Annotated in this window: 23 protein-coding genes; 9 read left to right on the forward strand and 14 right to left on the reverse strand. The window is 59.4% G+C overall.

What is annotated here, in order from left to right:
* Positions 1–39 precede the first annotated feature (39 nt).
* From RSA25_RS02050 to RSA25_RS02070, 5 genes are read right to left on the reverse strand one after another with little or no spacing between them, the layout of a single operon-like run.
* Positions 40–510 (reverse strand): Mov34/MPN/PAD-1 family protein, encoded by a 471-nt coding sequence (locus RSA25_RS02050; protein ID WP_332807257.1) that lies wholly within the window; start codon positions 508–510, stop codon positions 40–42.
* Positions 507–2129 (reverse strand): ThiF family adenylyltransferase, encoded by a 1623-nt coding sequence (locus RSA25_RS02055; protein ID WP_332807258.1) that lies wholly within the window; start codon positions 2127–2129, stop codon positions 507–509. The genes RSA25_RS02050 and RSA25_RS02055 overlap by 4 nt, the downstream gene beginning before the upstream one ends.
* On the reverse strand, positions 2126–3268 hold the full coding sequence (locus RSA25_RS02060) for a CBASS cGAMP synthase (RefSeq protein WP_332807259.1): 1143 nt from the start codon (positions 3266–3268) through the stop codon (positions 2126–2128). The genes RSA25_RS02055 and RSA25_RS02060 overlap by 4 nt, the downstream gene beginning before the upstream one ends.
* 8 nt (positions 3269–3276) lie before the next feature.
* The gene (locus RSA25_RS02065) at positions 3277–4263 is read right to left on the reverse strand and encodes a CBASS cGAMP-activated phospholipase (RefSeq protein ID WP_332807279.1); all 987 of its coding nucleotides are present in this window, start codon (positions 4261–4263) and stop codon (positions 3277–3279) included.
* A gap of 5 nt (positions 4264–4268) precedes the next feature.
* Positions 4269–4493: a DUF2188 domain-containing protein gene (locus RSA25_RS02070; protein ID WP_332807260.1), complete on the reverse strand. Its 225-nt coding sequence runs from the start codon at positions 4491–4493 to the stop codon at positions 4269–4271.
* 245 nt (positions 4494–4738) lie between these two features.
* On the opposite strand from RSA25_RS02070, the gene RSA25_RS02075 reads away from it, so the two are divergent.
* The 4 genes from RSA25_RS02075 (at position 4739) to RSA25_RS02090 (ending at position 7678) form a co-directional block, all read left to right on the forward strand.
* Complete coding sequence (locus RSA25_RS02075; protein WP_332807261.1) at positions 4739–5131, forward strand: helix-turn-helix transcriptional regulator; 393 nt, start codon at positions 4739–4741, stop codon at positions 5129–5131.
* Between the two features lie 2 nt (positions 5132–5133).
* Positions 5134–5997, forward strand: coding sequence for an ImmA/IrrE family metallo-endopeptidase (locus RSA25_RS02080; protein ID WP_332807262.1), 864 nt, complete (start codon positions 5134–5136; stop codon positions 5995–5997).
* 384 nt (positions 5998–6381) lie between these two features.
* Positions 6382–7086, forward strand: a complete 705-nt coding sequence (locus tag RSA25_RS02085; protein WP_332807263.1) for a hypothetical protein — start codon at positions 6382–6384, stop codon at positions 7084–7086.
* Between the two features lie 55 nt (positions 7087–7141).
* The gene (locus RSA25_RS02090) at positions 7142–7678 is read left to right on the forward strand and encodes a hypothetical protein (RefSeq protein WP_332807264.1); all 537 of its coding nucleotides are present in this window, start codon (positions 7142–7144) and stop codon (positions 7676–7678) included.
* A 471-nt stretch (positions 7679–8149) separates the two neighbouring features.
* On the opposite strand, the gene RSA25_RS02095 is transcribed toward RSA25_RS02090, so the two are convergent.
* The 3 genes from RSA25_RS02095 to RSA25_RS02105 form a co-directional block, all read right to left on the reverse strand.
* Entirely contained in the window at positions 8150–8875 is a 726-nt protein-coding gene (locus RSA25_RS02095) for a class I SAM-dependent methyltransferase (protein ID WP_332807265.1), read from the reverse strand.
* Between the two features lie 341 nt (positions 8876–9216).
* On the reverse strand, positions 9217–10008 hold the full coding sequence (locus tag RSA25_RS02100; protein ID WP_332807266.1) for a hypothetical protein: 792 nt from the start codon (positions 10006–10008) through the stop codon (positions 9217–9219).
* 663 nt (positions 10009–10671) lie between these two features.
* Positions 10672–10917 (reverse strand): helix-turn-helix transcriptional regulator, encoded by a 246-nt coding sequence (locus RSA25_RS02105; protein WP_332807267.1) that lies wholly within the window; start codon positions 10915–10917, stop codon positions 10672–10674.
* A gap of 202 nt (positions 10918–11119) precedes the next feature.
* On the opposite strand from RSA25_RS02105, the gene RSA25_RS02110 reads away from it, so the two are divergent.
* Both RSA25_RS02110 and RSA25_RS02115 read left to right on the forward strand, forming a co-directional pair.
* Positions 11120–11812 carry a hypothetical protein gene (locus RSA25_RS02110; protein ID WP_332807268.1) on the forward strand — a complete coding sequence of 231 codons (693 nt, stop codon included), beginning with the start codon at positions 11120–11122 and terminating at the stop codon, positions 11810–11812.
* Between the two features lie 1167 nt (positions 11813–12979).
* Positions 12980–13534 (forward strand): cyclin-dependent kinase inhibitor 3 family protein, encoded by a 555-nt coding sequence (locus tag RSA25_RS02115; protein WP_332807269.1) that lies wholly within the window; start codon positions 12980–12982, stop codon positions 13532–13534.
* A 51-nt stretch (positions 13535–13585) separates the two neighbouring features.
* On the opposite strand, the gene RSA25_RS02120 is transcribed toward RSA25_RS02115, so the two are convergent.
* The 4 genes from RSA25_RS02120 to RSA25_RS02135 form a co-directional block, all read right to left on the reverse strand.
* Positions 13586–13807 carry a hypothetical protein gene (locus RSA25_RS02120; RefSeq protein ID WP_332807270.1) on the reverse strand — a complete coding sequence of 74 codons (222 nt, stop codon included), beginning with the start codon at positions 13805–13807 and terminating at the stop codon, positions 13586–13588.
* Between the two features lie 1122 nt (positions 13808–14929).
* On the reverse strand, positions 14930–15691 hold the full coding sequence (gene dsbG / locus RSA25_RS02125; RefSeq protein ID WP_332807271.1) for a thiol:disulfide interchange protein DsbG: 762 nt from the start codon (positions 15689–15691) through the stop codon (positions 14930–14932).
* Positions 15692–15704: 13 nt separating this feature from the next.
* Positions 15705–16664 carry a thioredoxin-disulfide reductase gene (gene trxB / locus RSA25_RS02130; RefSeq protein ID WP_332807272.1) on the reverse strand — a complete coding sequence of 320 codons (960 nt, stop codon included), beginning with the start codon at positions 16662–16664 and terminating at the stop codon, positions 15705–15707.
* 48 nt (positions 16665–16712) lie between these two features.
* Positions 16713–18155, reverse strand: coding sequence for a dihydrolipoyl dehydrogenase (locus RSA25_RS02135; RefSeq protein ID WP_332807273.1), 1443 nt, complete (start codon positions 18153–18155; stop codon positions 16713–16715).
* Between the two features lie 198 nt (positions 18156–18353).
* Here RSA25_RS02135 and RSA25_RS02140 point away from each other — a divergent pair, with 198 nt between their 5' ends.
* The 3 genes from RSA25_RS02140 to RSA25_RS02150 all read left to right on the forward strand — a co-directional run bounded on the left by RSA25_RS02140 (position 18354) and on the right by RSA25_RS02150 (position 19752).
* Positions 18354–18938, forward strand: a complete 585-nt coding sequence (locus RSA25_RS02140; protein ID WP_332807274.1) for a TetR/AcrR family transcriptional regulator — start codon at positions 18354–18356, stop codon at positions 18936–18938.
* Between the two features lie 79 nt (positions 18939–19017).
* Entirely contained in the window at positions 19018–19341 is a 324-nt protein-coding gene (gene trxA, locus RSA25_RS02145) for a thioredoxin (RefSeq protein WP_332807275.1), read from the forward strand.
* 60 nt (positions 19342–19401) lie between these two features.
* Positions 19402–19752: a thioredoxin family protein gene (locus RSA25_RS02150; RefSeq protein WP_332807276.1), complete on the forward strand. Its 351-nt coding sequence runs from the start codon at positions 19402–19404 to the stop codon at positions 19750–19752.
* Positions 19753–20183: 431 nt separating this feature from the next.
* On the opposite strand, the gene RSA25_RS02155 is transcribed toward RSA25_RS02150, so the two are convergent.
* Positions 20184–20447 carry a helix-turn-helix domain-containing protein gene (locus RSA25_RS02155; protein WP_332807277.1) on the reverse strand — a complete coding sequence of 88 codons (264 nt, stop codon included), beginning with the start codon at positions 20445–20447 and terminating at the stop codon, positions 20184–20186.
* Positions 20448–20612: 165 nt separating this feature from the next.
* Positions 20613–21077 (reverse strand): hypothetical protein, encoded by a 465-nt coding sequence (locus tag RSA25_RS02160; RefSeq protein ID WP_332807278.1) that lies wholly within the window; start codon positions 21075–21077, stop codon positions 20613–20615.
* Positions 21078–21111 lie beyond the last annotated feature (34 nt).

The following is a 21111-nucleotide window of genomic DNA, read 5'->3' on the forward strand; positions in this document are numbered from 1 at the left end:
GCCCACTGACCCCGGCTGGGTCGTTGACGGTCAGTGCCGCTACTGATGTGGTTGAAAAACGTCGCCTGCGCCATCACTGCCGACCAACTCGACATGGAGGCCAGCTCGTCCGACGATGATTGAAAGCTGTTGTCGCCTGTCTCTTCTACCCGCGGCCAGTCTGCGCCATTCCGCGCGGTCCAACCCAGACGGGATTGGGTAGTCCTCCGGATGGGTATGCCATTCGCCCAGGTACCGTACGGTGCCACGGGAGGCGCGCCATCGATCAAGTGCAAGCTTGGCATGACCTATAGCGGAGCGATGGAAAAAGGTGCGCAGCCTCAGATCCCAGACGGTTGGGGCGGTGGCCTGCTCAATGATCAGATGCTCGCCATGCACCGTTCCAAGAAGCAGCCCACCTGACTCGGGAGCCTGGTCACTGTCTTGTACATAGCGGGCAAACACTTCCAAGGTGGCCGGCGACAGATGGATAAGCCTGCGCTGATCAGAGCTGGACCAGTCATTCGTCATTGGCATGCTGGGCAATCGGGTTCAATGGGCAGCTCACCGTCCGGCGCAGCTTGTGCGAAGTCACGATCCAAGACCCGCGTACGCAGAGCGGGGGAGATGATGTCATTGGCCCAATCGAGCGCAGCATCCAACCCCAGGCTAGCTGCTTGAATGGAAGCGGAGGCGCTAAAGGGCACGTACAAACCCTCGCACCCGTGCCCTGCCAGGATGTTGGGCAATGGTTCGGTGGTCGAGCAAAACTCTCCGCGACGGGTGAATTGCCAAAGACAACGATAGCAGCCGCCTTGCGGCTTTCTAAGCAACGTTCGCACGGCGACTCCAGGTCCTTCAATCCAGACGGAAAGCACTTGAGTCGGCCGTGGGTAGTAGTCTGCCAGCCAATGGCCCAACGACTCTTCGCCGGTCGCATCAATGAGAAGGTGCTGATCGGACAGGTCAACCTCGCGGGCATCTAGTGTGACCGCTTCAATTGATACGCCAGGTGCCAAGCGCCGAAGCTCATCGGCCATGGCCACGGCCTTGTTCTGAAGCAGGGAGGGGAAACCTAACCGGTGCCGCCCCAAGTTCTGAGGCAAGAGCGTGTCCAAATCGATCAGTTTCAGCATGCCACCCTGAGTTCCAGCACCAGCCTTCACCAGCATTTCGGCCAGGAAGCCGCCTATGGTCCCGCAACCGATCAATGCAATTGCCTTTCCCGCAAGAGTGATGCGGCCTGGGATATTGCGCTCGGCGATGTAGTGCTCGTCAATTCTGAACACGGAAAACGGGAGTACAGGCAATCCCAGCGTTCGATCGCGCCGATATGCGAACTTCACCCTCGGCACCTGCTCATTTCGCTCATAGATGACCCCAAAGGCATAGGTCATTTTTGGTGAGTCGATCAGAATAAGAAGTGCATTGAGGCGATCGCGTTCACCTTGCAGGATACGACGATGGATGCTTCGCCTGCAGCGACGGTCCAGTTGGCTTTGCCAGGTCAGCAGCGAGCTGACGGTGGTGGGCGGCCACACGCCTGGGACAGGGCGTGGTTGGGCGCTGGTCTTGATTCTGTAGGTTGGGGTGGTCCTGTCGGTTGGGGTGAACCCTAGCAATTCAGCCTTCTTTTTGGTTCGCGCAAGGTTGTCTGTGACGAACCAGATTGGGCGTTCGTTGCCATCCACGACGAAGCACTCCTGACGTCCCTGAGCATTTCCGTCGAGGTCGGTAAGGCAATATGCACCACTCCAGTACGCGTAGAACTCCTCGGCCAAGTCTTCTACCATCTCTCCTCGCATGATCCGATCAAACACATGCTGTGCCTGCCGCAGGCAAGCCAGCGACTGGCCGATCGGGTCATAGATGTCCAAGGTCACCGTGCCATTGGCGATGTAGCAAAGCACGCCATTGGCGTTGAGGTGGGGGACCGCAGCAGGCAGATGGCACGGAATCTCGAGCAGCCGGACGCGCGGAAGTTCGAAGAAGTTGGGATCCAGTTTGATTTCGCATGGCACACCCTCCGGTGTGACGTCCGAGAACAAGCGCCCAGAAACCCGGAACCAGCCGTTGTCGGCCTTGCCCGCGAATTCGAAGCCTTCGCGTGCAAATGCTTCAATCACCTGGCTGGGCGTGGCGCGGCTCACCCCGCTTTGCTCCGGCCGATGAGTTCACTGGGTCCGGGCTGCGGCGAAGTGGCACCGATTGTCGAGACGACCGACACCACCTTGATACGCGCCTCATCGGCGGGAAATCGATCGCCGAATTCATTGCGCATCCACACGCAAGCCTGGGAAGGACTGGAGGCATTCACGCAACCGCGAAGGATGACCTCAAGGGCCTCAAAGGCTTGTGCGGCGTCTTCCACCCCGCGCTTGCCAAGGCGATCGGTCAACGACTCGCCGCTTTCCACCGGGTTTACCACCCCCGCCCGCAGCCGCGCCGGCAACGCAGCGACGACATCCAGTAGCGCAAGGTCATCGCGCCGGTCACGTTTTTCGAAGATGGGGGCTGCAGCTGCCATCAGGAGGATAGAGCTAGGGCCGCCGCTCTCCCAGTGCCAGTCCCGATAGGCCTTCAGATAACGGACGACCCGGCGGAACTGCTCGCCCTTCTCGTCAACCTCCTGCAGGAACCACTCTTTGACGGGACGGGGGTCTGAGGCCATCCAGTTACATTTGCGGTGAGCCAGAAGCACCTTGTCGCGGGGCAGGGCGGTCCATGCGTCGCGTTCGGCATAGATGGCTGCCTCGGCTATGGAGTCGAATCCATACTGCTCCATGGACGCCTTGGCCAATGCAGTGAACTCGTTGTCCGGGATGGCGTAGAGCGGGATGTCGATGTGGGCAAAGCCACAGATGACGATCCGGATGCAGGTGTCCTTGTTGTCCACAAGCTTCCAATTCTTCCGCTCGATCAACGGAGCAAGTGCTTGCTCAGCGGCTTCGAAGAAAATGGTGGACGCCACGCTCGGCCGCGTGCCTTGAGATACAAAGCTCATCGGCAGGTAACAACCGTCATCCACGTCGGCCTGCTGCGGCTTTTTGGCCGGTGCATTGAGCGTCTTGTATGCCCACGAGCCTTGCGTGAAGAATCGCGGCTGCGGCACCGTATCGGTGTATCCACGTTCAGCCAGAACACGAGGAATGCCCGTACGCAGGCAGTCGCGAACCTCAGTCCGTGCGTGCGCAATCAGTGCGCGCTCGGCGTCACTCAAGTCCAGGTTGGAATGCAGGCACGCCTCATCGGCGACCGTGGTGAACAACAGTGGGCTGAGGTTGAGCATATGGGTTCCTACGCGTTCTTGTGAGGGCCGTGGTAGAACACGGGCGAGGTGGCGATGTGGTCACGGAAAGGCTTGAACAGAGGATTGCCCAGTGCGCGTTGGGCGGCATGCTTGCCCCGATCCTTCAGAGTGTTGGTGGCACCGACGGACACGCGATCCAAAGCCTTGATATCGCGGCATTGGTCCGGCGTAGCCTGATCGTCAATCTGCAGGTACTTGTCTCCAAGTGATTGCCGCAGCATGTAATCCACTGAGGACTCCTGCGCAGAAATGACCAGATCGAACAGCCCGCCGCGCCACTTGCCGAACCCTCGGTCCAGACTTGCATCGCCGCGCAGGGTGGCACCGATAGTCATAGTTCCGATGGAGAGAACCCGGATCTCGGCCTCGCCACCCGGTGCCAGGAAGGTCCTCACTTCATGCAGCCCGAACAATCCCGGGGCGTTGCCCACCAGGCCCCCATCTGCGAAGACGCCCCGATCATTCCTTGAGAGCGGGAAGTAGACCGGTGCTGCGGCCGTCGCCATGGCCACGTCCGTCACCTGCATGCGGTGATCAAGCTCAAAGCTAGGGTGGTGGGGCGTCTTGAAGAACTGGCCCCGTCCTGTGGTGTAGTTCACCGCCGGAATCAGCACGCGATGCTTCAGATCGCCGATGGTCGTGGCTCCAAAGCGCTCATGCAGCACACCCTCAAGGCCTGCCGAATCGTGCTTGGCTGCCAGCCAGAACCCAAACAGCCGGCGCGCCAGACTACGCCGACCGAAGATGCGGTTGCCTTGGTCCTCAAACAGGCCTTTGAGCTCTGAGGCAGGAATCTCGTTAGCCAAGCCCAAGGCCAACATCCCGCCTGCCGACGTTCCGCAGATCAGGTCAAAATGCGCGGCAATGGGTCGCCCCAGAGCCGCTTCCAGCTCAGCAAGTACCGTGGCCGTGTACAGGCCACGATAGCCGCCTCCTGAAAGTGCGAGCACGTGATAGGTCGGGATGTCAGCCATGGTCATCAGCCCTTCGGCGGGTTGGGGTCATGGCCGTGACTGTCTTTGTCACGGATCTGCCCGTTCGGACGATGGATCACCAGCTCGCTGTGCTGGTTCCGGGCGATCCCGCGACCGGCATCGATGGCTTCCTGCTGGGTCTGGTGGACCGAGGTTGCCCGCTGGTTGCCAGCGCCGCGGACGGCCCAGCCATCCTGATGAGGTACAACATGTTGGTTTTTGCGTGTCATATCGAGCTCCTGTGTAGGTCGTGCGAACCACGTTGAGAACTAGGTTGCTGCCAGTACTGCGATGAAGCACAATGCGTTGCTTATCCAGACAACACCCCGGGAACGGGTCACCCTTTTCGTGAAAATAGGGTGTGTTGTCTGGATGGACAACACGCTAGCAGGCCTTGGGCGCGAAAGCAACTGAGACACCCCAAATGGGTGTAAGGCCTTGCCGGACGTGCCTTTGCACCGATCAGGAGTCAAAAATGCCGCAGACCGGCTTAGGCATTGCCTTAAAGACGCTTAGAGAGCGAAACGGGATGTCGTTGAGGGAAATTGGTCAGCGCTCCTCGACTGACCATGCGTACATCCATCGGTTGGAAACGGGCGAAAAGACCAGCCCCTCCAATGAGCTGGTAGCCAAGCTGTTGGCTGTACTAAGACCAAGCGAGCGCGATGCGGGTATCGTTTACTGGCTGATGGACCACCCCGAGGCAGACGTCAATCTGGTGGACTATGCCCTGCAAGATGGAGATGTGAGCCTGGAAGTCTTCTCGGCTGCTGCAGGAATGAAGCATCGAGGGACAATCAGGCCGGACCCGGCCACTCTGATTTCCAGGGTGAGGCGGGCATTCGAGGACGATGATGAGGACGGCTGAGCATGGACGAGCTGTGGGTTAGGCAGAAGGCGCGCGGATTTGTTGCCAAGGTGACGTTGCCGCCGGTCTTTGGTGATCTGACGCCCTATCTGGACGCTATCAATGCCAAGCTCCGACACGATGAACTTGGCCAGGGTGAATCCGGGTACACCATCACCAAGCCCAATGGCCGCCACATCGTGACGGTCAACAGTACTGAAACGCTGGAGCGCCAGCGCTTTACGATCTGCCATGAGATTGCGCACATCGTGCTGGAGCTTCCCTCCAGTCACGAAGAGGTGCCTTCTTGGTCTTATGCCAAGCGGCACCCCAATGAGGTGGCCTGCGATACCTTCGCATCAGAGCTTTTGATGCCTTACAAACTGTGGCTGGAGAAGGTGCCTTCGGACGACCCATCCATGGAGGTAATCGAGACTCTCGCAGTCAAATTTGGCACTTCTTTCCCTGCAGCTGCGTCACGGTATGCAAGCCTAAGTCAGCGACCATGCGCCTTTGTCACCATGGAACGAGGTGCCGTTCGGTATGCCTCACGCTCGACCTCCTTGCGCAACATCAATGCCCGGATCTCGGCTCGATCGGTGATTCCAGCGGGGTCGGCGGCTAGACGCTTACATGATGCAGGTGTCAGCGCCATTGCCTCCGCTGAAGTGGCTCAAGACGTCTGGTTCGACGACTGGGAAAAGGGCGGCAGTTTGCGGGAAATCAGCCGCCACTTCGCTAGTCGCGATACCACTGTATCGTTACTTTGGTTTGACGAAGACGAGCTGCCTGATCGGGAGCTCGATCGTTTTGGGGCGCGCATTCAGGAGGACGAAGGGCTGGAAGAGCTCACGGGCCACCTGTCGTGGGACAGGCGCAAGCGTTGATGCGCCCCGCGTATCCAAATGAATCACTCACACTGTGCTGGCTCGCAGCCACTTAAGAATTACCCGTAACTCCGGCAGGTGCCGAGCGCTGGTAGGCGAGCACTGCATCGTTCGGCCCATCACCGATCACGTACAACGACGTCTGATCGCCAGAAATTCCCGCGGAAGAGTGGTTCATCAGGAATCATACGCGCTCCACTTCAGTCAGAGCATGAGCCACCATTGCAGCCACACAGCGACATTTGGCCGGCTTGTTACTTCCAGCGAGCCGCCCTAATATCGGACGAGATGCGAATGGCCCGCCGTGTAGTGGGCTGTGAATAACTGACGCGGCCAGACCCCTAATATCTGATCATCACGTAGTTTTTCCGTAAGGAGGGATTCATGCTCGCCCCGCATCACCTGATTGCTGTGGTGGAGGAGTGCGCGCAGTGGGCTGATCGCCTGGTGCGCGCGGATCTGATAAGGGGGTACGTAGTCACTGAAAACGACTACACATCGAACTTCACCTGCGCACTTCGCCGCGAGATCAACAGCAGGTGCATTCCTGGCCTAGTGGCGCACTCACAGGTGTTGACCCCCAAGGTTGAGCGCCAGACTGGCACGGACGCGTGCATCATTTTTCGCAACAATGATTTCTTCAAAGTGGGTTTATTTGAAGCAAAGTGGCCTCGACTAAGCACTCACGCCAATTGCTGGGATTCCATACAGAAGAGCACCTCAAAATCTCACTTCGACAGCCAGTTGAAAAGGCAGCATGGCATTTCCAACGCAGCAATCTGGGAGATGTTTTACTCAGAGGAGCCTTTTGGGGTGAATCCGCATTTTCCCGAACATGGCTCAGCCTGTATATGGCACAGAGATGCTTGTGCTGTCTCCTCTGCAAGGACGCAGACAATGCCTTGGACTGATGCCGAACTTACGGCGCTCTTGTCAGCTAACATGCTTAGCATTGGCGACATAGTGCGAGCCATCTGCGAGTGCACCGAAGGTCAGCGATATCCGGCGGATGCAATGCAGAGCCACCTGCTTGACTTGGGAATAAAAGGAGACATCTTGGTTGTCGATCTCTCCGCTGTTCATCAATAGCGGACTCAAGCCCCCCTCCCGAAAATAGAGCTGTCGCAGAATATGGTTTCGCACAATGCTGCCATCTGAAGTAAAGCCGCACGGGTTCAATACGTGGGATAAGGAAGACTGGAGCGACTACCGAGCGCGCCATTCACTTCCAGACTGCGAAGCAACGCTGGAGTTTTATAGGCAAGTGGTCTATGACCACTTCGAGCACTTTAACGAACACTACCCCGAATTTGACTTGGCTGCCTACTGGTTTTCCGTTGAGTACATGACTGCGGAAGAGGCCTATGATCGCATCAAATTCTTTCACAACAAGCCCATGACCGAGTGGGGAGCCCAATACGATTACTTCAAAAAGGTGAATCATGATTACTCTATCTATCAGCAAATGTCCAAAGAGCTGACCCCGCCATTTCCGCCGATCTTGATCCAATCGGCATTGTTGGTTGATAGCGGCTGGCGAGTCTACGGCCGTGATATTCACTTGATCGAGGGAACCCATCGTGTCAGTTACTTGCGCAGGATGCTTGAGCTCGGAGAGATCGAGCCAGAAAGTCTGCATAAGTTTGTCATCCTCAGGCCTAAATCCGTAGTCAACACCTAGCGACGCACGCGCAGCTGTACCGCCGGAAGGGGGGCGCTGGTGTTGAATGCGAAATTGCTTGCGCCAGACGAGGGGAGGGGCCACGGATGCCGTAAGCGGCGCTACGCATCGGTTTGCTGAAGCGCCTCGGTACCAGCAGCTGGCTGTACCAAGGTAGTTTTCTGATGAGCTAACGCCCTGTACCTGCTTGGGCTAGCAACAGCCCCCTACGTTCTAGGCACCGCCTTGGATGCACACAAACGTGGGGGCGGAGCGCTTGGATGCTCGGCCTGGCCGTATTAGCCCCACCCCCAGCATCGTTCTTCGATTTGGATTCTGTGCAGCAGACATATCCGCTCTATCCAATGCTCAGCGGCCGAGTCGTGCCTTGTCGCCTGGATAAATGACTAGAGCAGTCCTGACGCGGAAAGCCGGTTTGGCTGCAAAACCTACATCGAACTATCGGAGGCTTTGGGTTTAGGGCTATGGGGTCTACACGCTGACCTTTCGATGAGCCAGAATGGAAATGATCACGGGCTGGGGCTTGCCGGCAGGAAGGTCGGGTCTAACGGTCTGAACATAGGGAAATTTGCCTGCCACCTGATTCCAGTGCAGCAACTGCACATCCGTGACCGTAAATCCTGAGTTGTTGAACATGTACTTTTCGTACTCTTTGGCCATCCCTTCCTTGACTTGAGCCTCGGTAACACCGGGCGGGATGCCACCGCGCTGCACGGTGTGAACCCACTCCACGGACGGCGGGCACAACGGCAGCGCAACCAGTCGATCCTCGACGCTTTCGCGATACACCTTAGGCTTTTCTTCCGCGCGCAAATTGGCGGGGGTACGCTTGTCGTTGTCGTCCGGATGAGAACCGATGAACCATCCAACGACGACCTTCGGCTGGAACGCCTGGATCGCGCTGAGAAGGTTTGCGGACGGCTCAAACAAGTCAGACTGGATGATCTGCGCCGTCACTCCATTATCGTTCAATCGCGATTGCGCAAGACCAATCAGATGGGTGTTGTTATCGACAGCCAAGACCGGCCGCGTTTTCGCAAGGCTCAACGTACTCCACCCCGCGCCACAACCGATCTCCAAGGTCGCCTCCTCGGGGACAAGCTGGCTGAGACGTGCATAGATGTTATCAAGGGCGAATTGAGATGATTCGCGCTCCCAAAACTCCGAATAGTCCTTTGGTGTCATACGCTGCAGCATTACTACCTCCTTTAAATTTGACAGATTTTTAGAGCATTTACGACTACGCAGATCGCTCCCGCAACGATATTTGCTAGCTCGCCTTGAGGCGCGTTCCATAGCTTTGCGACCAACTCAACGCCTTGCCACCCTGCTCTCCGGTAGGCCTCACCTCGTCCAGGACTCGCACAGAAAGTTGCGTTTCCACATTGGCTGGCATTGCTGGAGCAGGGCCGCCAGAGCGCGGCAATGCATCACCCAGGTAGGTCGGCACGGGCGCCGATTTCAACACCCCCCGCTGTACGCCCCCAATGATCGCCCCGATCAAACGGCCGTGGCTACCGTCGACGACCATTCAAGGGCTACCGAAGGCACCTCATCAGAAGAAATAGGACCCCTGCGCACAGAACCGTGGAAAGAAGCGAGGCCAACAGGGCCCGTGTGGTGTTTCCATACAGTTTGATCCCTACCGCCCTGCGATTCCTGGCCAGAGCGCGGCGCAAAAGCAGGAACAGGATGGCCGGAAGCAGGATCAGGGGGGTGTTGGTCACCCAGCGAAAAAAGGGCTCGACGGAGCTTCGATGGTTCATTGACCACGACAGACACTGGGCGAGAAGGCCCAGATACAGCGCGATCGAGCTAATTTGGACTACATGGAAGCGGTAGCCAACGCACGGCTTGGCTTTGAGATCCAACTGAGTGGCCACAACCTCCATACGATGTATACCCATTGCAACTGCAGCCATGAGGCCGATGGTGATGTATCCAAAGAATGGGACAAGGGCAGCGCTGAGCTCCAAAATGGTCGTCGTCTGTTCGAATGCGACTTGCCCAATTTCCGCCACCGCCTTCGCTTCATTCATGTCTGCAATGAGGGATTGAAGCTGAGCGTATGCGATCGCCCATGGTCCTGTTGCCACCCCCATCAAGGCCAAGCCGCTCCAGACTCGCTTCTTCAGGCTGGAGTGCGGAACCGCTGGGAATGACCGCGGATTACCCCAGAGCGGGAAAGCGGCCAGCAGCATGTAGGGATGACTTTCCGCCCAGCGCCGTGCTTTTCGTTGATGTGAGAGAGCAAACGCTTTCAACAGGCGGACCTTGCGCAGCGCTGCATCCTCAATCCGCGACAAAAGCGTCGATGTTCTGTAGGCCATGCGAATTGCCCCCCTCATCCATTCGGGCGATGACCTCATTGCTTTGCGCAAGTTCCGCGGGGTTGGGCGGTTAAAGGATTTCACGCGTCAACTCTAAGCGCATAGTTGAAGCGCGGGGCTGATTCTGGCGCATCTCTCGGTTCCAACCACGGCACTAAAGTTTTCTCTGTCCAAGCCGCGTAACATGCTTGAGCAACGCCACCTAGACCATGCTGGTCCCAAACCCAAGCGGCCGCTCGCTAACGCGGCGCGCGTCCTCAGGGACCCCGCCGGCCTAGTGGATCGACGGACCGCGGCTGGAGCTGTGAGCCTCTTGGCCCGTCATCAGTGGCCAGTGCGCCAAAGCGCTGGCTTGCGCCAGTCTTATGGACTTGGGCACGGCCGCGCCCTGGCGCGGCACAGGCAGGGCAGGCCATGAGCGCATCAGATGCGATCCGGATGGTGAAGCGCGTCAGGGCTGGCGCAATTGAGACCGTAGCGTAGGAGGAATTCCTAAAGCACCAGGCGCAATAGGGTAAGGAGTACAGACATGGCAGGCCGGGCGAATGCCTGCCGAATAGACACCGCTTGCTAAGTGGGCTAAGTCGACAGCGAGCGAAGACTTCGCTACGTCCGTGACCGTGCTGGTACGCGCTTATCAAGCCGGAGGCGAGGGCGCGACCGTCACCGCTTTAGCCGCTTCTCGAAGTCAGCAATAAGAGCGTTTAACGATAGCCCGGTTAACCGGGCGATATCCCTGAGCTCCACCACATCGACCCGGCGCTTCCCAGTCTCAACATCGCTGATGAACGACTGGCTTCGGCCTAGCTTCTCTGACACCTGAGCCTGGGTCAGGCCGGCTGCCAGGCGCGCATCCCTCACCGCCTCGATCAGTGCAGCGTATTCCTTGCGATGAATGGACTTAGCCATGGCCGCGCCTAAGTTGAGCGGCCTCAGAAGCTATATCCAGTTCTCAGATATCTAAAAACCAGATATCCTCAGGCCCTCACACTAGGGGGGATGTATGAAGCAACAGCAGCAATCGCACCTGGCGGTAACCAAGGGACGATTGGGTCTACTACTGGCAGTGTCTGCTATGGCCACGGCGTGCGGCGGGCCCGCAGACACCAAGATGATCACCGACGGCAGTCAACAGGACTACCGCGCCTCAATTGATGCAATCGACGCAAGACTGAGCCCTCACGAAAGGGACGCCTTCAATTGGGCAGTCGCCGGCATGGATCTGGAGAACCTAAACGCGAAGTACCCCAATGCTTCTGTGAAAGAGTTGGTGCGTGGTCAGGTGAAGGCGATCAAATCGGAAAATCCGCATAGGATTCAGTCGCTACTAGACCAGGCAAAGGCGCAAGCGCCCATCCTCGCTGACCTGCAGAATATTCGGACCAACGACGCAAAGTTTGTTGTTGAGAGCGGCTTCTTCGGGCCTACCCCAATCATCGAGGCGCGTATCGTCAATGCGTCCTCGTTGCCGCTGAGTCAAGTTAGCTGGCTGGCCACGCTATACGTCAATGAGCAAGCGCAGCCGTCGGCGCAGACCCAAGTGCACAGCGACTTCCGAAAGATTGAAGGACTAAAGCCGGCGCGTGAAGTCACCGCGCGTTTCAAAGTGGGATTCGTGAAGGGCGATGAGGCGTGGACAACGCTGGCCATTCGCCAAGCGACTACCACTCGCGTCGAACTCAGCGTGATACCTGAGTCTGCCCTCGACTTCAGTGATAAGCCCTACGTTGGAGGCAATCATCAGCAGGCCATCAAGCTGCTTGAGCAACAGCTGGAGCGAGCCGCAAGATTCGCAGACATCTGACGTGCTGAAGGCCAGATTGGATCGTCACGCGATGCAATCTGGCCTGATGACCCAAAGACACCACCCTCACCGGGAAACCGCCGATGCGACCTAACATCCTTGCAATGGACCTGGAGGGAACGCTGATATCAAACGCAGTCAGCCAGTTCCCACGTCCTGGCTTGTATCGATTTCTTGAGTCTGTCAACGTGAGCTTCGAGCGACTGGTCATCTACACCACCGTGCCGGAGCCAGCGTTCCGGAAGATCGCAGCATTGCTCGTTCGCGAAGGCTCTGCGCCCGAATGGTTTGCTCAACTACCGTACGTTGACTGGGCAGGGGCCACGAAGGACTTACGCAACGTCTCTTCCACCCTAGGCAAAGCACTCCTATTGGATGACCACCAAGGATACGTCCATCCTGGCCAAGAGGCGTACTGGGTTAAGGCTGCGCTATTTGGGGCGCCGTACGAGCGAGGCGATTCCGGACTCGATGTCGCACTCGACGAAATTGGAAAGCGCTTGAGCGCGCCTCCATAAGCCCACCCATGCCACCGCGAGACCGACCACATGCAGCCTCCAGACCGCGCCTCGTCGCGCAGAACGCGAATAGCCAGCGCAGCTGTACGGGGCGACCAACCCGCGGCGGCCCCTCTTGTGCTCCGGGACCAGATCTTGCACGACGCCGCCCTTGGGCGCGACGCTCTGGCAGCGCAGTGGCTTAGCGCCGTGCAGGTCAGCGTCCAGCTCAGCTTGAGACCACTCGGACGGGCCCGACGCGCAGGCCAGCTTCGCCGCGAGGGCAAGCTTTTGGCGGTTTACATCGCCAACCCTGTGCCGAGTTACCGCTATCCGACCTGGCAATTCAGCCCTGATGGTCAACCAGTGCGAAACCTGGCCCAGATGCTGAGAATCATGCGGAGCTTGGGTCCATTCCAGCGGGAATCAAATGACCTACGTCGCACTACCGGTTGGGGGGAAGTCGAGTGGTTCCTATCCCCTCACGCTCTTCTCAACGGTCAGTCGCCGTCAACAGTGCTGGCGACTGACCCAGCCGGCGTTCTACTCGCTGCCCGCACGGAGTTTGAGACTCATGACTGAAGGTCCCGCTGATCAGCGCGAGCCTGCGTTACGGACAACCAATATCAAGACCCAGAATTCATAGAGAGCCCCAATGATGCGCACTAGCTTGACCCACCCCCTCGCTATCGCAGAACTACCCGTCGGGAGCAAGGGAGGCGTGATAGGACTGACATTTGCGCCGGGAAAACATCAGAAATTCGCCATGACAGGGGCATGGGCGCGAGACCTCGAACTGGATCTGTGCACCATTCAGAACTGGGGTGCTACGCATCTAATCTCGTTGCTTGAACCTTGGGAATTCAAGGAACTTGGGATCGAACGCCTGCCAGAGGTGACAGCAGGGAAGGGCATTTCGTGGCATGGACTGCCAATTACGGATGGAGCCGCACCAGATGAGAGGCTGCTCAAGCAATGGTCACAGCTGAGCCCCGAGCTGGTCCTCGACTTGATGAGTGGGCACCGGGTCTTAGTTCACTGCAAGGGCGGGCTTGGACGGGCGGGCACCGTTGCCGCCATGCTTGTGCTGCAGACTGGCAAAACAACCACGGCATCAGACGCCATGTGCATGGTCCGGCGAGTCAGACCCGGTGCCATTGAAACCCAAGCCCAAGAGGAATTCCTGGAGCAATGGGCGCATTGTCACCATCGGCATCTTCGCTGAATATGCGCATAGACGATGTATGGTTCGACCGGAATTTAATCTTGCCGGGCCTCACAATCGCCACTGGCCACTGGGCTCGAGCCAGTAGAGCTTACCCAGAGGCAGGAAGGTCTCCATCGCGATGTCCAGGATGAGCGGCTGCCGCCAGCCCTCACTAGGCAGAAAACAGAAATCGGTTTGCGCTAACGACCCCGATTTGGTGCGATCAATGAGCCACGCGGACCTTCTGCTGATCTCGCGATCCAGTACTCGGCGGGCGACCTGCTCGCTCATATCGTGTTGCAGACACTCTGACGCAGCGCTCCGCATGCTGGCCCACAGAACGTAGCGCTTTCGACCCAGACTCAACGCTTCCCACTCAGTCAGCTGGATTGATCGTAGGTCATCGCCTAGCGCAGGACTCAGGCCGTGCTTGCGAAGAAGGTTCGCAAGGTACGCCCGTGCCTCGCTGCTACTCAGTGCGGCTCCCAAGCTACGCTTCACGCCAGAGCGGCTTTCAGCAGCCCATCCCATTAGCGTGCTCGTCAGCAGAGCTTCCAGGTTAGCACCAGGACGCGACCAGCGAGGTTCATAGATCCAGGCCAAGGGGTCATACAACGACCTACCCGCAGCGTGAGAATCCTCAACGGGAATACGACGAAGGACTTGGAGCGCTGCAAGCGTATCCAGCGCATCAGAAGCCAAGCTTCCTGAGGCGACCGGTGCACTTATGCTTTTTGAACGTTCAAGCGCGCACCACGCACAGGCGAGGAATGGACCGATGGAACGAACGAATTCGTCCAATTCTGGCCAAGGCAACGTGAGGGTCGGTTGGTTGACGACATAGGCCACAGAGCCCTCAAATCGCGCTTCCAGATTTCAGGATATCAATCTACCCACAGGCTGTCTATCTGACTTTCAGATATTGCAGAACCGGATCAGAGATCAGCCGAGGGGCCGGCCGTTGTCCGATTCACCCCTGCATTAACGGCCATATAGGGCGGTCAAGCAGCCTCGTGGGCGCGACCTTGAGGGCAGGGGACACTGGCTCTAGAGGTGGCACGACACTCTGGAATTGACGATGAAGAGAGGACATCCAAGGCAGGGGAGTTCAGGCCGCAAGTGTGGAAGGTTGAGGATGGTGAGCATGGCCAGTGCGTTGCCCTTCATCAGCACCCTCCACCAGAGGCGACTCGGGATGCCTTGCCAGCTGCCTCGCCCAACCATGGAGCCGATCCGTACGCATCTAGGCATGGGATCCGCGAACACCGTTACCCGCCGGCCTGACACTTAGCGACACACCCTAGGCTTGCGACTGCATCACCCCATTTGCAGTCATCCGCTCACTTCTGCTCGAACTGAGCGGCGCAATGGGCCGAATCCACGGTTTCGAACGGACACGCAGGGACACATGGTTCAGCGAGGGCCCAGAAGCTCGGTCAGTGCATTGTCCCTGGGCATGCCGTTGACCTTCTGCAGGCTTCCAGACGCATCCATGCCGATGATTCCCGGCGTTCCCTGGAACCCCAGCGAGACCATGAGTTGCTCATTGGATTCCAGGGTTTTCCGGATGTGCGCAGGTATGACGGCCAGCGGCTTGGCGCCGCCGCCAACCGCAGCGGTCTCGTTCTGCCTGAACGCCGCCGCCGGATCCGGGGCAGTCATGATGAACGCCGCCTTCCCCGGGCTATCCTCACGAATCACGCCAACCATGATGTGGCGCAACTGGACCTTTCCGGTATCGACCCATGGCCGCGTCAGCTGCCAAAACTGATGGCAGTATGGGCAGTTCGCATCCGTGAAGACGTAGATGATCTTCGGGGCGCTCTTGGAGCCATCTTGGATCCAGGAGGACCTTTCCAGCGTTGCCATCGCGCTTTTGGCAGCAGGCTTGGCTACCAGCCGCGCCAATGCGTCCTGGTCCAGAACATTGCCATCACTTCCCACCCGGGTCCCGACGATCGCGCTGCCGTCGCTGAGGACGTAGATAGCAAGCGGATTGCCAGAGGCAGAGCCGGCGTACGCACGCACGCCGGCACTGGCCGGGAACTCGCCCACCACCTCAACGCCCTGGCTGCTGATGGCCTGGAGAACCTTGGGCTTCTGCGGTTCTGCCGCGCCGCTGCAGCCTGCGGCAAGAACGCTTGACAGGGCCAGGAATGCACGCGTAGCCAGCAATGAAGGCTCCATCCTAGTTGCTCGCCTGATCGAGGAAGCGTTCGGCATCCAGGGCCGCCATCGACCCGAAGCCGGCCGAGGTAATGGCCTGGCGGTAGTGCTGGTCGGCCACGTCGCCGGCGGCGAACACGCCTTCCACCGAGGTCTGGGTGGCATTGCCGCCCAGGCCCGAGCGGATGTCCAGGTAGCCATTGTTCATGGTCAGCTGGCCCTCGAACAGGCTGGTGTTGGGGTGGTGGCCGATGGCCACGAAGAAGCCGTGGGCCTCGATGTCGCGGGTGCTGCCGTCCAAGGTCGACTTCACGCGCACGCCGGTCACGCCGGCTTCGTTGCCCAGCACTTCTTCCACCTGGTGGTGCCAGACGGTTTCGATCTTGCCGGCAGCCACCTTGGCAAACAGCTTGTCCTGCATGATCTTTTCCGCCTTCAGGGTGTCGCGGCGGTGGACCAAGTAGACCTTGCGGGCGATGTTGGACAGGTACAGCGCTTCTTCCACGGCGGTGTTGCCGCCGCCGACCACGACCACGTCCTGATCACGGTAGAAGAAGCCGTCGCAGGTGGCGCAGGCGGACACGCCGCGGCCCTTGAACTCGTCCTCGGTCGGGATGCCCAGGTACTTGGCCGTCGCGCCGGTGGAAATGATCAGGGCATCGCAGGTGTACTCGTGGCTGTCGCCGATCAGCTTGAACGGGCGCTGCGACAGGTCCGCGGTGTGGATGTGGTCGAAGATGACCTCGGTCTCGAAGCGCTCGGCGTGGGCCTGCATGCGTGCCATCAGGTCCGGACCCATCAGGCCATGGGCATCACCCGGCCAGTTGTCCACCTCGGTGGTAGTCATCAGCTGGCCACCCTGCTGCAGGCCGGTGATCACCAGCGGCTTGAGATTTGCACGTGCGGCGTACACGGCGGCGGTCCATCCGGCAGGGCCGCTGCCAAGGATGATCAAGTTGCGATGGGTGCTGTTCGTGTTCATTGCAGGAATCCAGTTGGCTTGAGAGGTGATGCGTGGCCGATCGTGCGCTTATGCGCCGGCGATGCAGTCCAGGCAGCTCTCCGGGGTGGGAGGGGCGATGCTGAGCTTTCTCTGCAGGTCGCGCAGTGCCGTTCGCACCCCTTCCTCCACGACCGGGTGGTAGAAGGGGCTGTCGATCATCTGCTGGACGGTGTCGCCGCGCTGGGCACTCCAGGCAAGCAGATGGCCAATGTGCTCCGCAGCAGGCCCGACCATTTCCGCCCCCAGGAAGGTTCCGGTGGCCACGTCCGCATAGACACGGATCATTCCGCGGTTCTGCAGCATCACCCGGCTGCGGCCCTGGTCTGCAAAGCTCGCCTCTGCCACTTCGAACGCCACGCCCGTGCTGAGCAGATCGCGGTGGGATGCGCCCGCCATGGCGATCTGCGGGTCGGAAAAAACGATCCCTAGCGAGGCCCGGCGCGGGCGAGCCCGGACGATGGGATAGCGCCCGGCGTTGTCGCCGGCGATACGCCCATCATCTGCCGCTTCATGCAGCAGTGGGCGGAAACCGTTGGCATCACCGGCAATGAAGATGTGGGATCGGCTGCTCTGCATGGTAGCCCGGTAGATGGTGGGCATTCCCGTTTCATCGCGCTCGATGCCTGCAGAAGCCAAGCCCAGCCGATCGAGGTTGGGGCGACGGCCGGCGGCAACCAGCAGGTAGTCAAATGCCTCAAGGGAGCGCGCGCCTTGTGCGTCTTCTGTCATCACTGAAACGCGACCATCGGTTGCCAGTGAGGGCGTGACGCGTACGCTCAAGCTCGTGGGGATCTCTTCGGAGAAGATTCGGGTCGCCTCTCGTTCAACCGCAGGATCTGTCAGCGGCCCGATCGTTTCATCTCGGCCGTAGACACGCACACGAACGCCCAGGCGATGCAACGCCTGCGCCAGTTCCAGGCCGATGACGCCCGAGCCGACCACGGCGACCGATTCCGGCAGGTCCTCCCAGTCGAAGATATCGTCGTTGACGATGAGCCGATCGCCCAGCGTCTCCCGCCAACCGCTGGGGATGCTCGGGCTGGAGCCCGTTGCAATCACGATCCTGTCGGCCTGCACCACGGTCTCTTCGCCCACCATCAGTTCGTGGGAGGAGATGAAACGGGCACTTCCACGCAGGCGGTGTTCGTCCGGCCAGCTTTCCACGGCATCGACGACGAACTCGACGAAGCGGTCGCGCTCGCTGCGTACGCGCTCCATCACCTTCCGGCCGTCGATCTTCACCGCTCCGGTCTCAACACCGAAGGAGGGCGCCAAGGCAGCCCCGTGCGCAGCGTCCGCTGCGCTGATCAACAGCTTGCTCGGCATGCAGCCCACCCGGGCGCAGGTGGTCCCGTAGCGGCCACTATCGATCACGACAACGCTGTCCGTGTGCTGGCGCGCGGCGCGGTAGGCGGTCATGCCCGCACTGCCCGCACCGATGATCGCCACGTCTACCTTTAACCTGTTCATATCACGATCCAGAAACTGACCTTTTGGTCAGTCGAAATCTACGCCGTCAATTCTGAATGTCAACCCTACAGGCCCCTCCTTAACCCTTTCACTGGCCACAACCGGAGTTTAACGGGCCAACCCCCGCACCAGTGGATCATTGATTCTGATCGGAATCGGGCCTAATCTACTGACCAATTGGTCGGGCTGGAGCAACGTATGCGTCATTTTTCGGAACTGAGCCCTGCGGCCGTTCGGGTCGTGGATGCCGCGGAAGGGCTGGTGCAACAGAACGGTTACAACGGTTTCTCGTATGACGATGTCGCCGCGCTGGTGGGCATCAAGAAGCCCGGCATCCACCACCACTTCCCCCATAAAGAAGAACTGGTCGCCATCGTCGCCCAGCGCTCCTGCCATCGTTTCCGCGAGCGGCTTCTGAAGATCGAGGGCAGCTCGGGCGCGCCGATCGAACGATTGCTCGCCTACAGCGTGCTGTTTGAAGGAACGTTCTCCAGCGAGCGTCGTCTGTGCCTGTGCGGCATGCTCGGCGCCGAAAGCGATTCCCTGCCTGCTTCCGTGGTCGCCATTGCCGAGGAATTCTTCGGCATCAACGTCACCTGGTTGACCAACGTCATCCGGGCAGGGCAGGGCGATGGAACGCTGCGGACGGACACGCCCCCCGAATGCCTGGCCGAAGCACTGCTGTGCGCGCTGGAAGGCTCGATGGTCGTTGGTCGAGCGCTCCGTTGTTCCCGCGGCCCGGCAGAAGTCGGGCGCACCGTGCTGCTGGGCATGCAGATCTGAACTTTCCACCTGATTGCGGGCAGCCGATGCCCGCCCGATAACGCCCGGTGTCATCCGGGCCCTGACAACCGAGGCTGACATGAGCACCAAAACTACCACCACCGAAACGTTCGAAAACGACGTCCTGAAGAGCCAGACCCCGGTCCTCGTGGACTTCTGGGCGCCTTGGTGCCCGCCGTGCCGCGCCATTGCGCCGTCGCTGGAAGAGCTGGCCGAGGAGTTCGAAGGCAAGCTGCAGATCATCAAGGTCGACATCGACCAGAACCCGCAGCTGGCCCAGCGCTATGGTGTGCGCTCCATTCCCACGCTCAAGGTCTTCGTCAATGGTGATGTCGTCCATGAACTGGTTGGTGCCCTGCCGAAGCCGGCACTGAAGGCGCAGCTGGTCCCCTTCGCCAAGTAAGGCGTTCCAGGCGTGCGGCCGTGCACTGTGCCGGCCGCCCCTTGACCTCGGAGAGTGGCCATGACGCTGCAGACTGGCCTGGTGCACGACGTGGATGCTGCGGCATTCAATCGGTTGGCACGTGAGTCATCTCACCCCATTCTTATCTACCTGTGGGCACCCTGGTGTCCGCCCTGTCTACCGATGGGTCCAGAGTACGTAAAGGCTGCTGCTGCGCGCACGGATGTGCTTTTCCTAAAGATCAATGCCGCTACCGATTCGCAGCTACTGACGGCATTGAATATCGCATCGGTGCCAACGCTGATCCTTCAGGACCGCAATGGAGTCCAGATCGCCCGGTTCACCGGCGCACTGACGGCAGTGCAGATCACATCACTGCTGGAGCGTGGCTTGTCACCCCCAGGCAGCTGACCGTCCGTCGCATCCTCAGATGCTGCCGCTCGCTCCTGCACAGCCAACTGTTGGCGGGTCAGGAGAATCCGTTGCAACTGTCCTGGCCGTAAGCAGGCGCGGCGTGCCCTTGACGAACAGCTCCACCGATGAAGCGACGTAGGTCTCCTGGCATGCCGTTCCGGAGGCCATCCCGCCTTGCAGGCAGCCCAAGATCACTTGGACGAACTGCCAAGCGTATATCCTCGGATCGCTCGCCGCCGTGTGATGCCCAAACACCTGGCAAAGGTGTCCGACATGCCGACCGTACTGGCTGTGCCATGCCTGCACATGGTCCATCGGTAGCTGCGTGGAACGAAGTATCGCCTGCCCGAAGGCCTGTGATGCAGGATGTTCTGCTTGGCGGATGATCGAGCGCGCAGCCTCGTGAAGCAACGTATGCAACGATGTCGTCAGCGGACAACTGAGCAGCGGCTCCGGGCGCAGTTCAACCCAGTAATTGACCACAGCCTTGAAAAGATCGCATTTGTTGTGGAATAAGCATAGACGGTCGCCTTGGTGACGTTGGCCGCTTCGGCGAGGATCCGGATGTTGGCATGGTCATAGCCACGTTCGGCGAACACCCTGGCAGCACCATTGAGCAGCTGCAGCCTGCGCCGCTCACGAATGCGATTCCACCGGCCGCTGCTACCCGTTTCCGTAAGCTGGGTACTCATGCTGGCTTGGCCCTACGCCTGTGTCCGCCCTGCGTATGCCACCTTTCCATAGACTCCATGCTCTCTCGACCCCTCTTCTGCAGCTGTCACCACGGTGATGAGCACTCACCATGCATCGAGGTGGCCCCGTCGAAGTTCACTCAACGGGGCCGCCTGCGATAGCTTCTACTTGGACTCGAAGATGACTCCCATCTGGAACGCGATGATGACCATCGCCGCACCGGACAGCAGCATGGGATCCAGCGTCCAAGGGTCATGGATCTTGAAGGTGCCTTGGAACATCAGCAGCCAGCCGTAGGTGAAGTTCTGCATGACCGCAACCACGAACCCGAACATGCCCAGCGCCACAGACAAGTAGCGTGCGAAGAAGCGATTGAGCCAAGGCATCGCCAGGATGACCAGACCGAGCACGCCGATGCTGGTGCGTTCCACACGGCAGTAGGGACAGGCGTAGACCATGCCGCTCAGGTCACTTGCCCAAGCGAGTACCGAAATGGCCACCGACAGCAGGCCGATGATCATCAGACCTCCGCGGCTGCGCAGTATCGCCGGAAGGCCGGCACCTTGAATCTGTCCGCGGTGCGAGGGGACCGATGCCTGTGCATATGAAGCGCTGATCTTTCCGTTCATCCTCAATTTCTCTCAGGGTGGGTGGGTGGGGCGG

The organism is Stenotrophomonas sp. (genome assembly GCF_036662295.1).
Taxonomy (GTDB): domain Bacteria; phylum Pseudomonadota; class Gammaproteobacteria; order Xanthomonadales; family Xanthomonadaceae; genus Stenotrophomonas.

Excerpts from the sequence above, each read along its gene's own strand:
- RSA25_RS02090 (WP_332807264.1), top strand. The coding sequence starts at position 7,142 with ATGCTGCCATCTGAAGTAAAGCCGCACGGGTTCAATACGTGGGATAAG.
- RSA25_RS02120 (WP_332807270.1), bottom strand. The coding sequence starts at position 13,807 with ATGAGCGAGCAGGTCGCCCGCCGAGTACTGGATCGCGAGATCAGCAGA.
- RSA25_RS02110 (WP_332807268.1), top strand. The coding sequence starts at position 11,120 with ATGATCACCGACGGCAGTCAACAGGACTACCGCGCCTCAATTGATGCA.
- RSA25_RS02080 (WP_332807262.1), top strand. The coding sequence starts at position 5,134 with ATGGACGAGCTGTGGGTTAGGCAGAAGGCGCGCGGATTTGTTGCCAAG.
- trxA (WP_332807275.1), top strand. The coding sequence starts at position 19,018 with ATGAGCACCAAAACTACCACCACCGAAACGTTCGAAAACGACGTCCTG.
- RSA25_RS02135 (WP_332807273.1), bottom strand. The coding sequence starts at position 18,155 with ATGAACAGGTTAAAGGTAGACGTGGCGATCATCGGTGCGGGCAGTGCG.
- RSA25_RS02100 (WP_332807266.1), bottom strand. The coding sequence starts at position 10,008 with ATGGCCTACAGAACATCGACGCTTTTGTCGCGGATTGAGGATGCAGCG.
- RSA25_RS02150 (WP_332807276.1), top strand. The coding sequence starts at position 19,402 with ATGACGCTGCAGACTGGCCTGGTGCACGACGTGGATGCTGCGGCATTC.
- RSA25_RS02070 (WP_332807260.1), bottom strand. The coding sequence starts at position 4,493 with ATGACACGCAAAAACCAACATGTTGTACCTCATCAGGATGGCTGGGCC.
- RSA25_RS02095 (WP_332807265.1), bottom strand. The coding sequence starts at position 8,875 with ATGCTGCAGCGTATGACACCAAAGGACTATTCGGAGTTTTGGGAGCGC.
- RSA25_RS02155 (WP_332807277.1), bottom strand. The coding sequence starts at position 20,447 with ATGAGTACCCAGCTTACGGAAACGGGTAGCAGCGGCCGGTGGAATCGC.
- RSA25_RS02140 (WP_332807274.1), top strand. The coding sequence starts at position 18,354 with ATGCGTCATTTTTCGGAACTGAGCCCTGCGGCCGTTCGGGTCGTGGAT.
- RSA25_RS02060 (WP_332807259.1), bottom strand. The coding sequence starts at position 3,268 with ATGCTCAACCTCAGCCCACTGTTGTTCACCACGGTCGCCGATGAGGCG.
- RSA25_RS02085 (WP_332807263.1), top strand. The coding sequence starts at position 6,382 with ATGCTCGCCCCGCATCACCTGATTGCTGTGGTGGAGGAGTGCGCGCAG.
- RSA25_RS02160 (WP_332807278.1), bottom strand. The coding sequence starts at position 21,077 with ATGAACGGAAAGATCAGCGCTTCATATGCACAGGCATCGGTCCCCTCG.
- RSA25_RS02065 (WP_332807279.1), bottom strand. The coding sequence starts at position 4,263 with ATGGCTGACATCCCGACCTATCACGTGCTCGCACTTTCAGGAGGCGGC.
- RSA25_RS02105 (WP_332807267.1), bottom strand. The coding sequence starts at position 10,917 with ATGGCTAAGTCCATTCATCGCAAGGAATACGCTGCACTGATCGAGGCG.
- RSA25_RS02075 (WP_332807261.1), top strand. The coding sequence starts at position 4,739 with ATGCCGCAGACCGGCTTAGGCATTGCCTTAAAGACGCTTAGAGAGCGA.
- RSA25_RS02050 (WP_332807257.1), bottom strand. The coding sequence starts at position 510 with ATGACGAATGACTGGTCCAGCTCTGATCAGCGCAGGCTTATCCATCTG.
- trxB (WP_332807272.1), bottom strand. The coding sequence starts at position 16,664 with ATGAACACGAACAGCACCCATCGCAACTTGATCATCCTTGGCAGCGGC.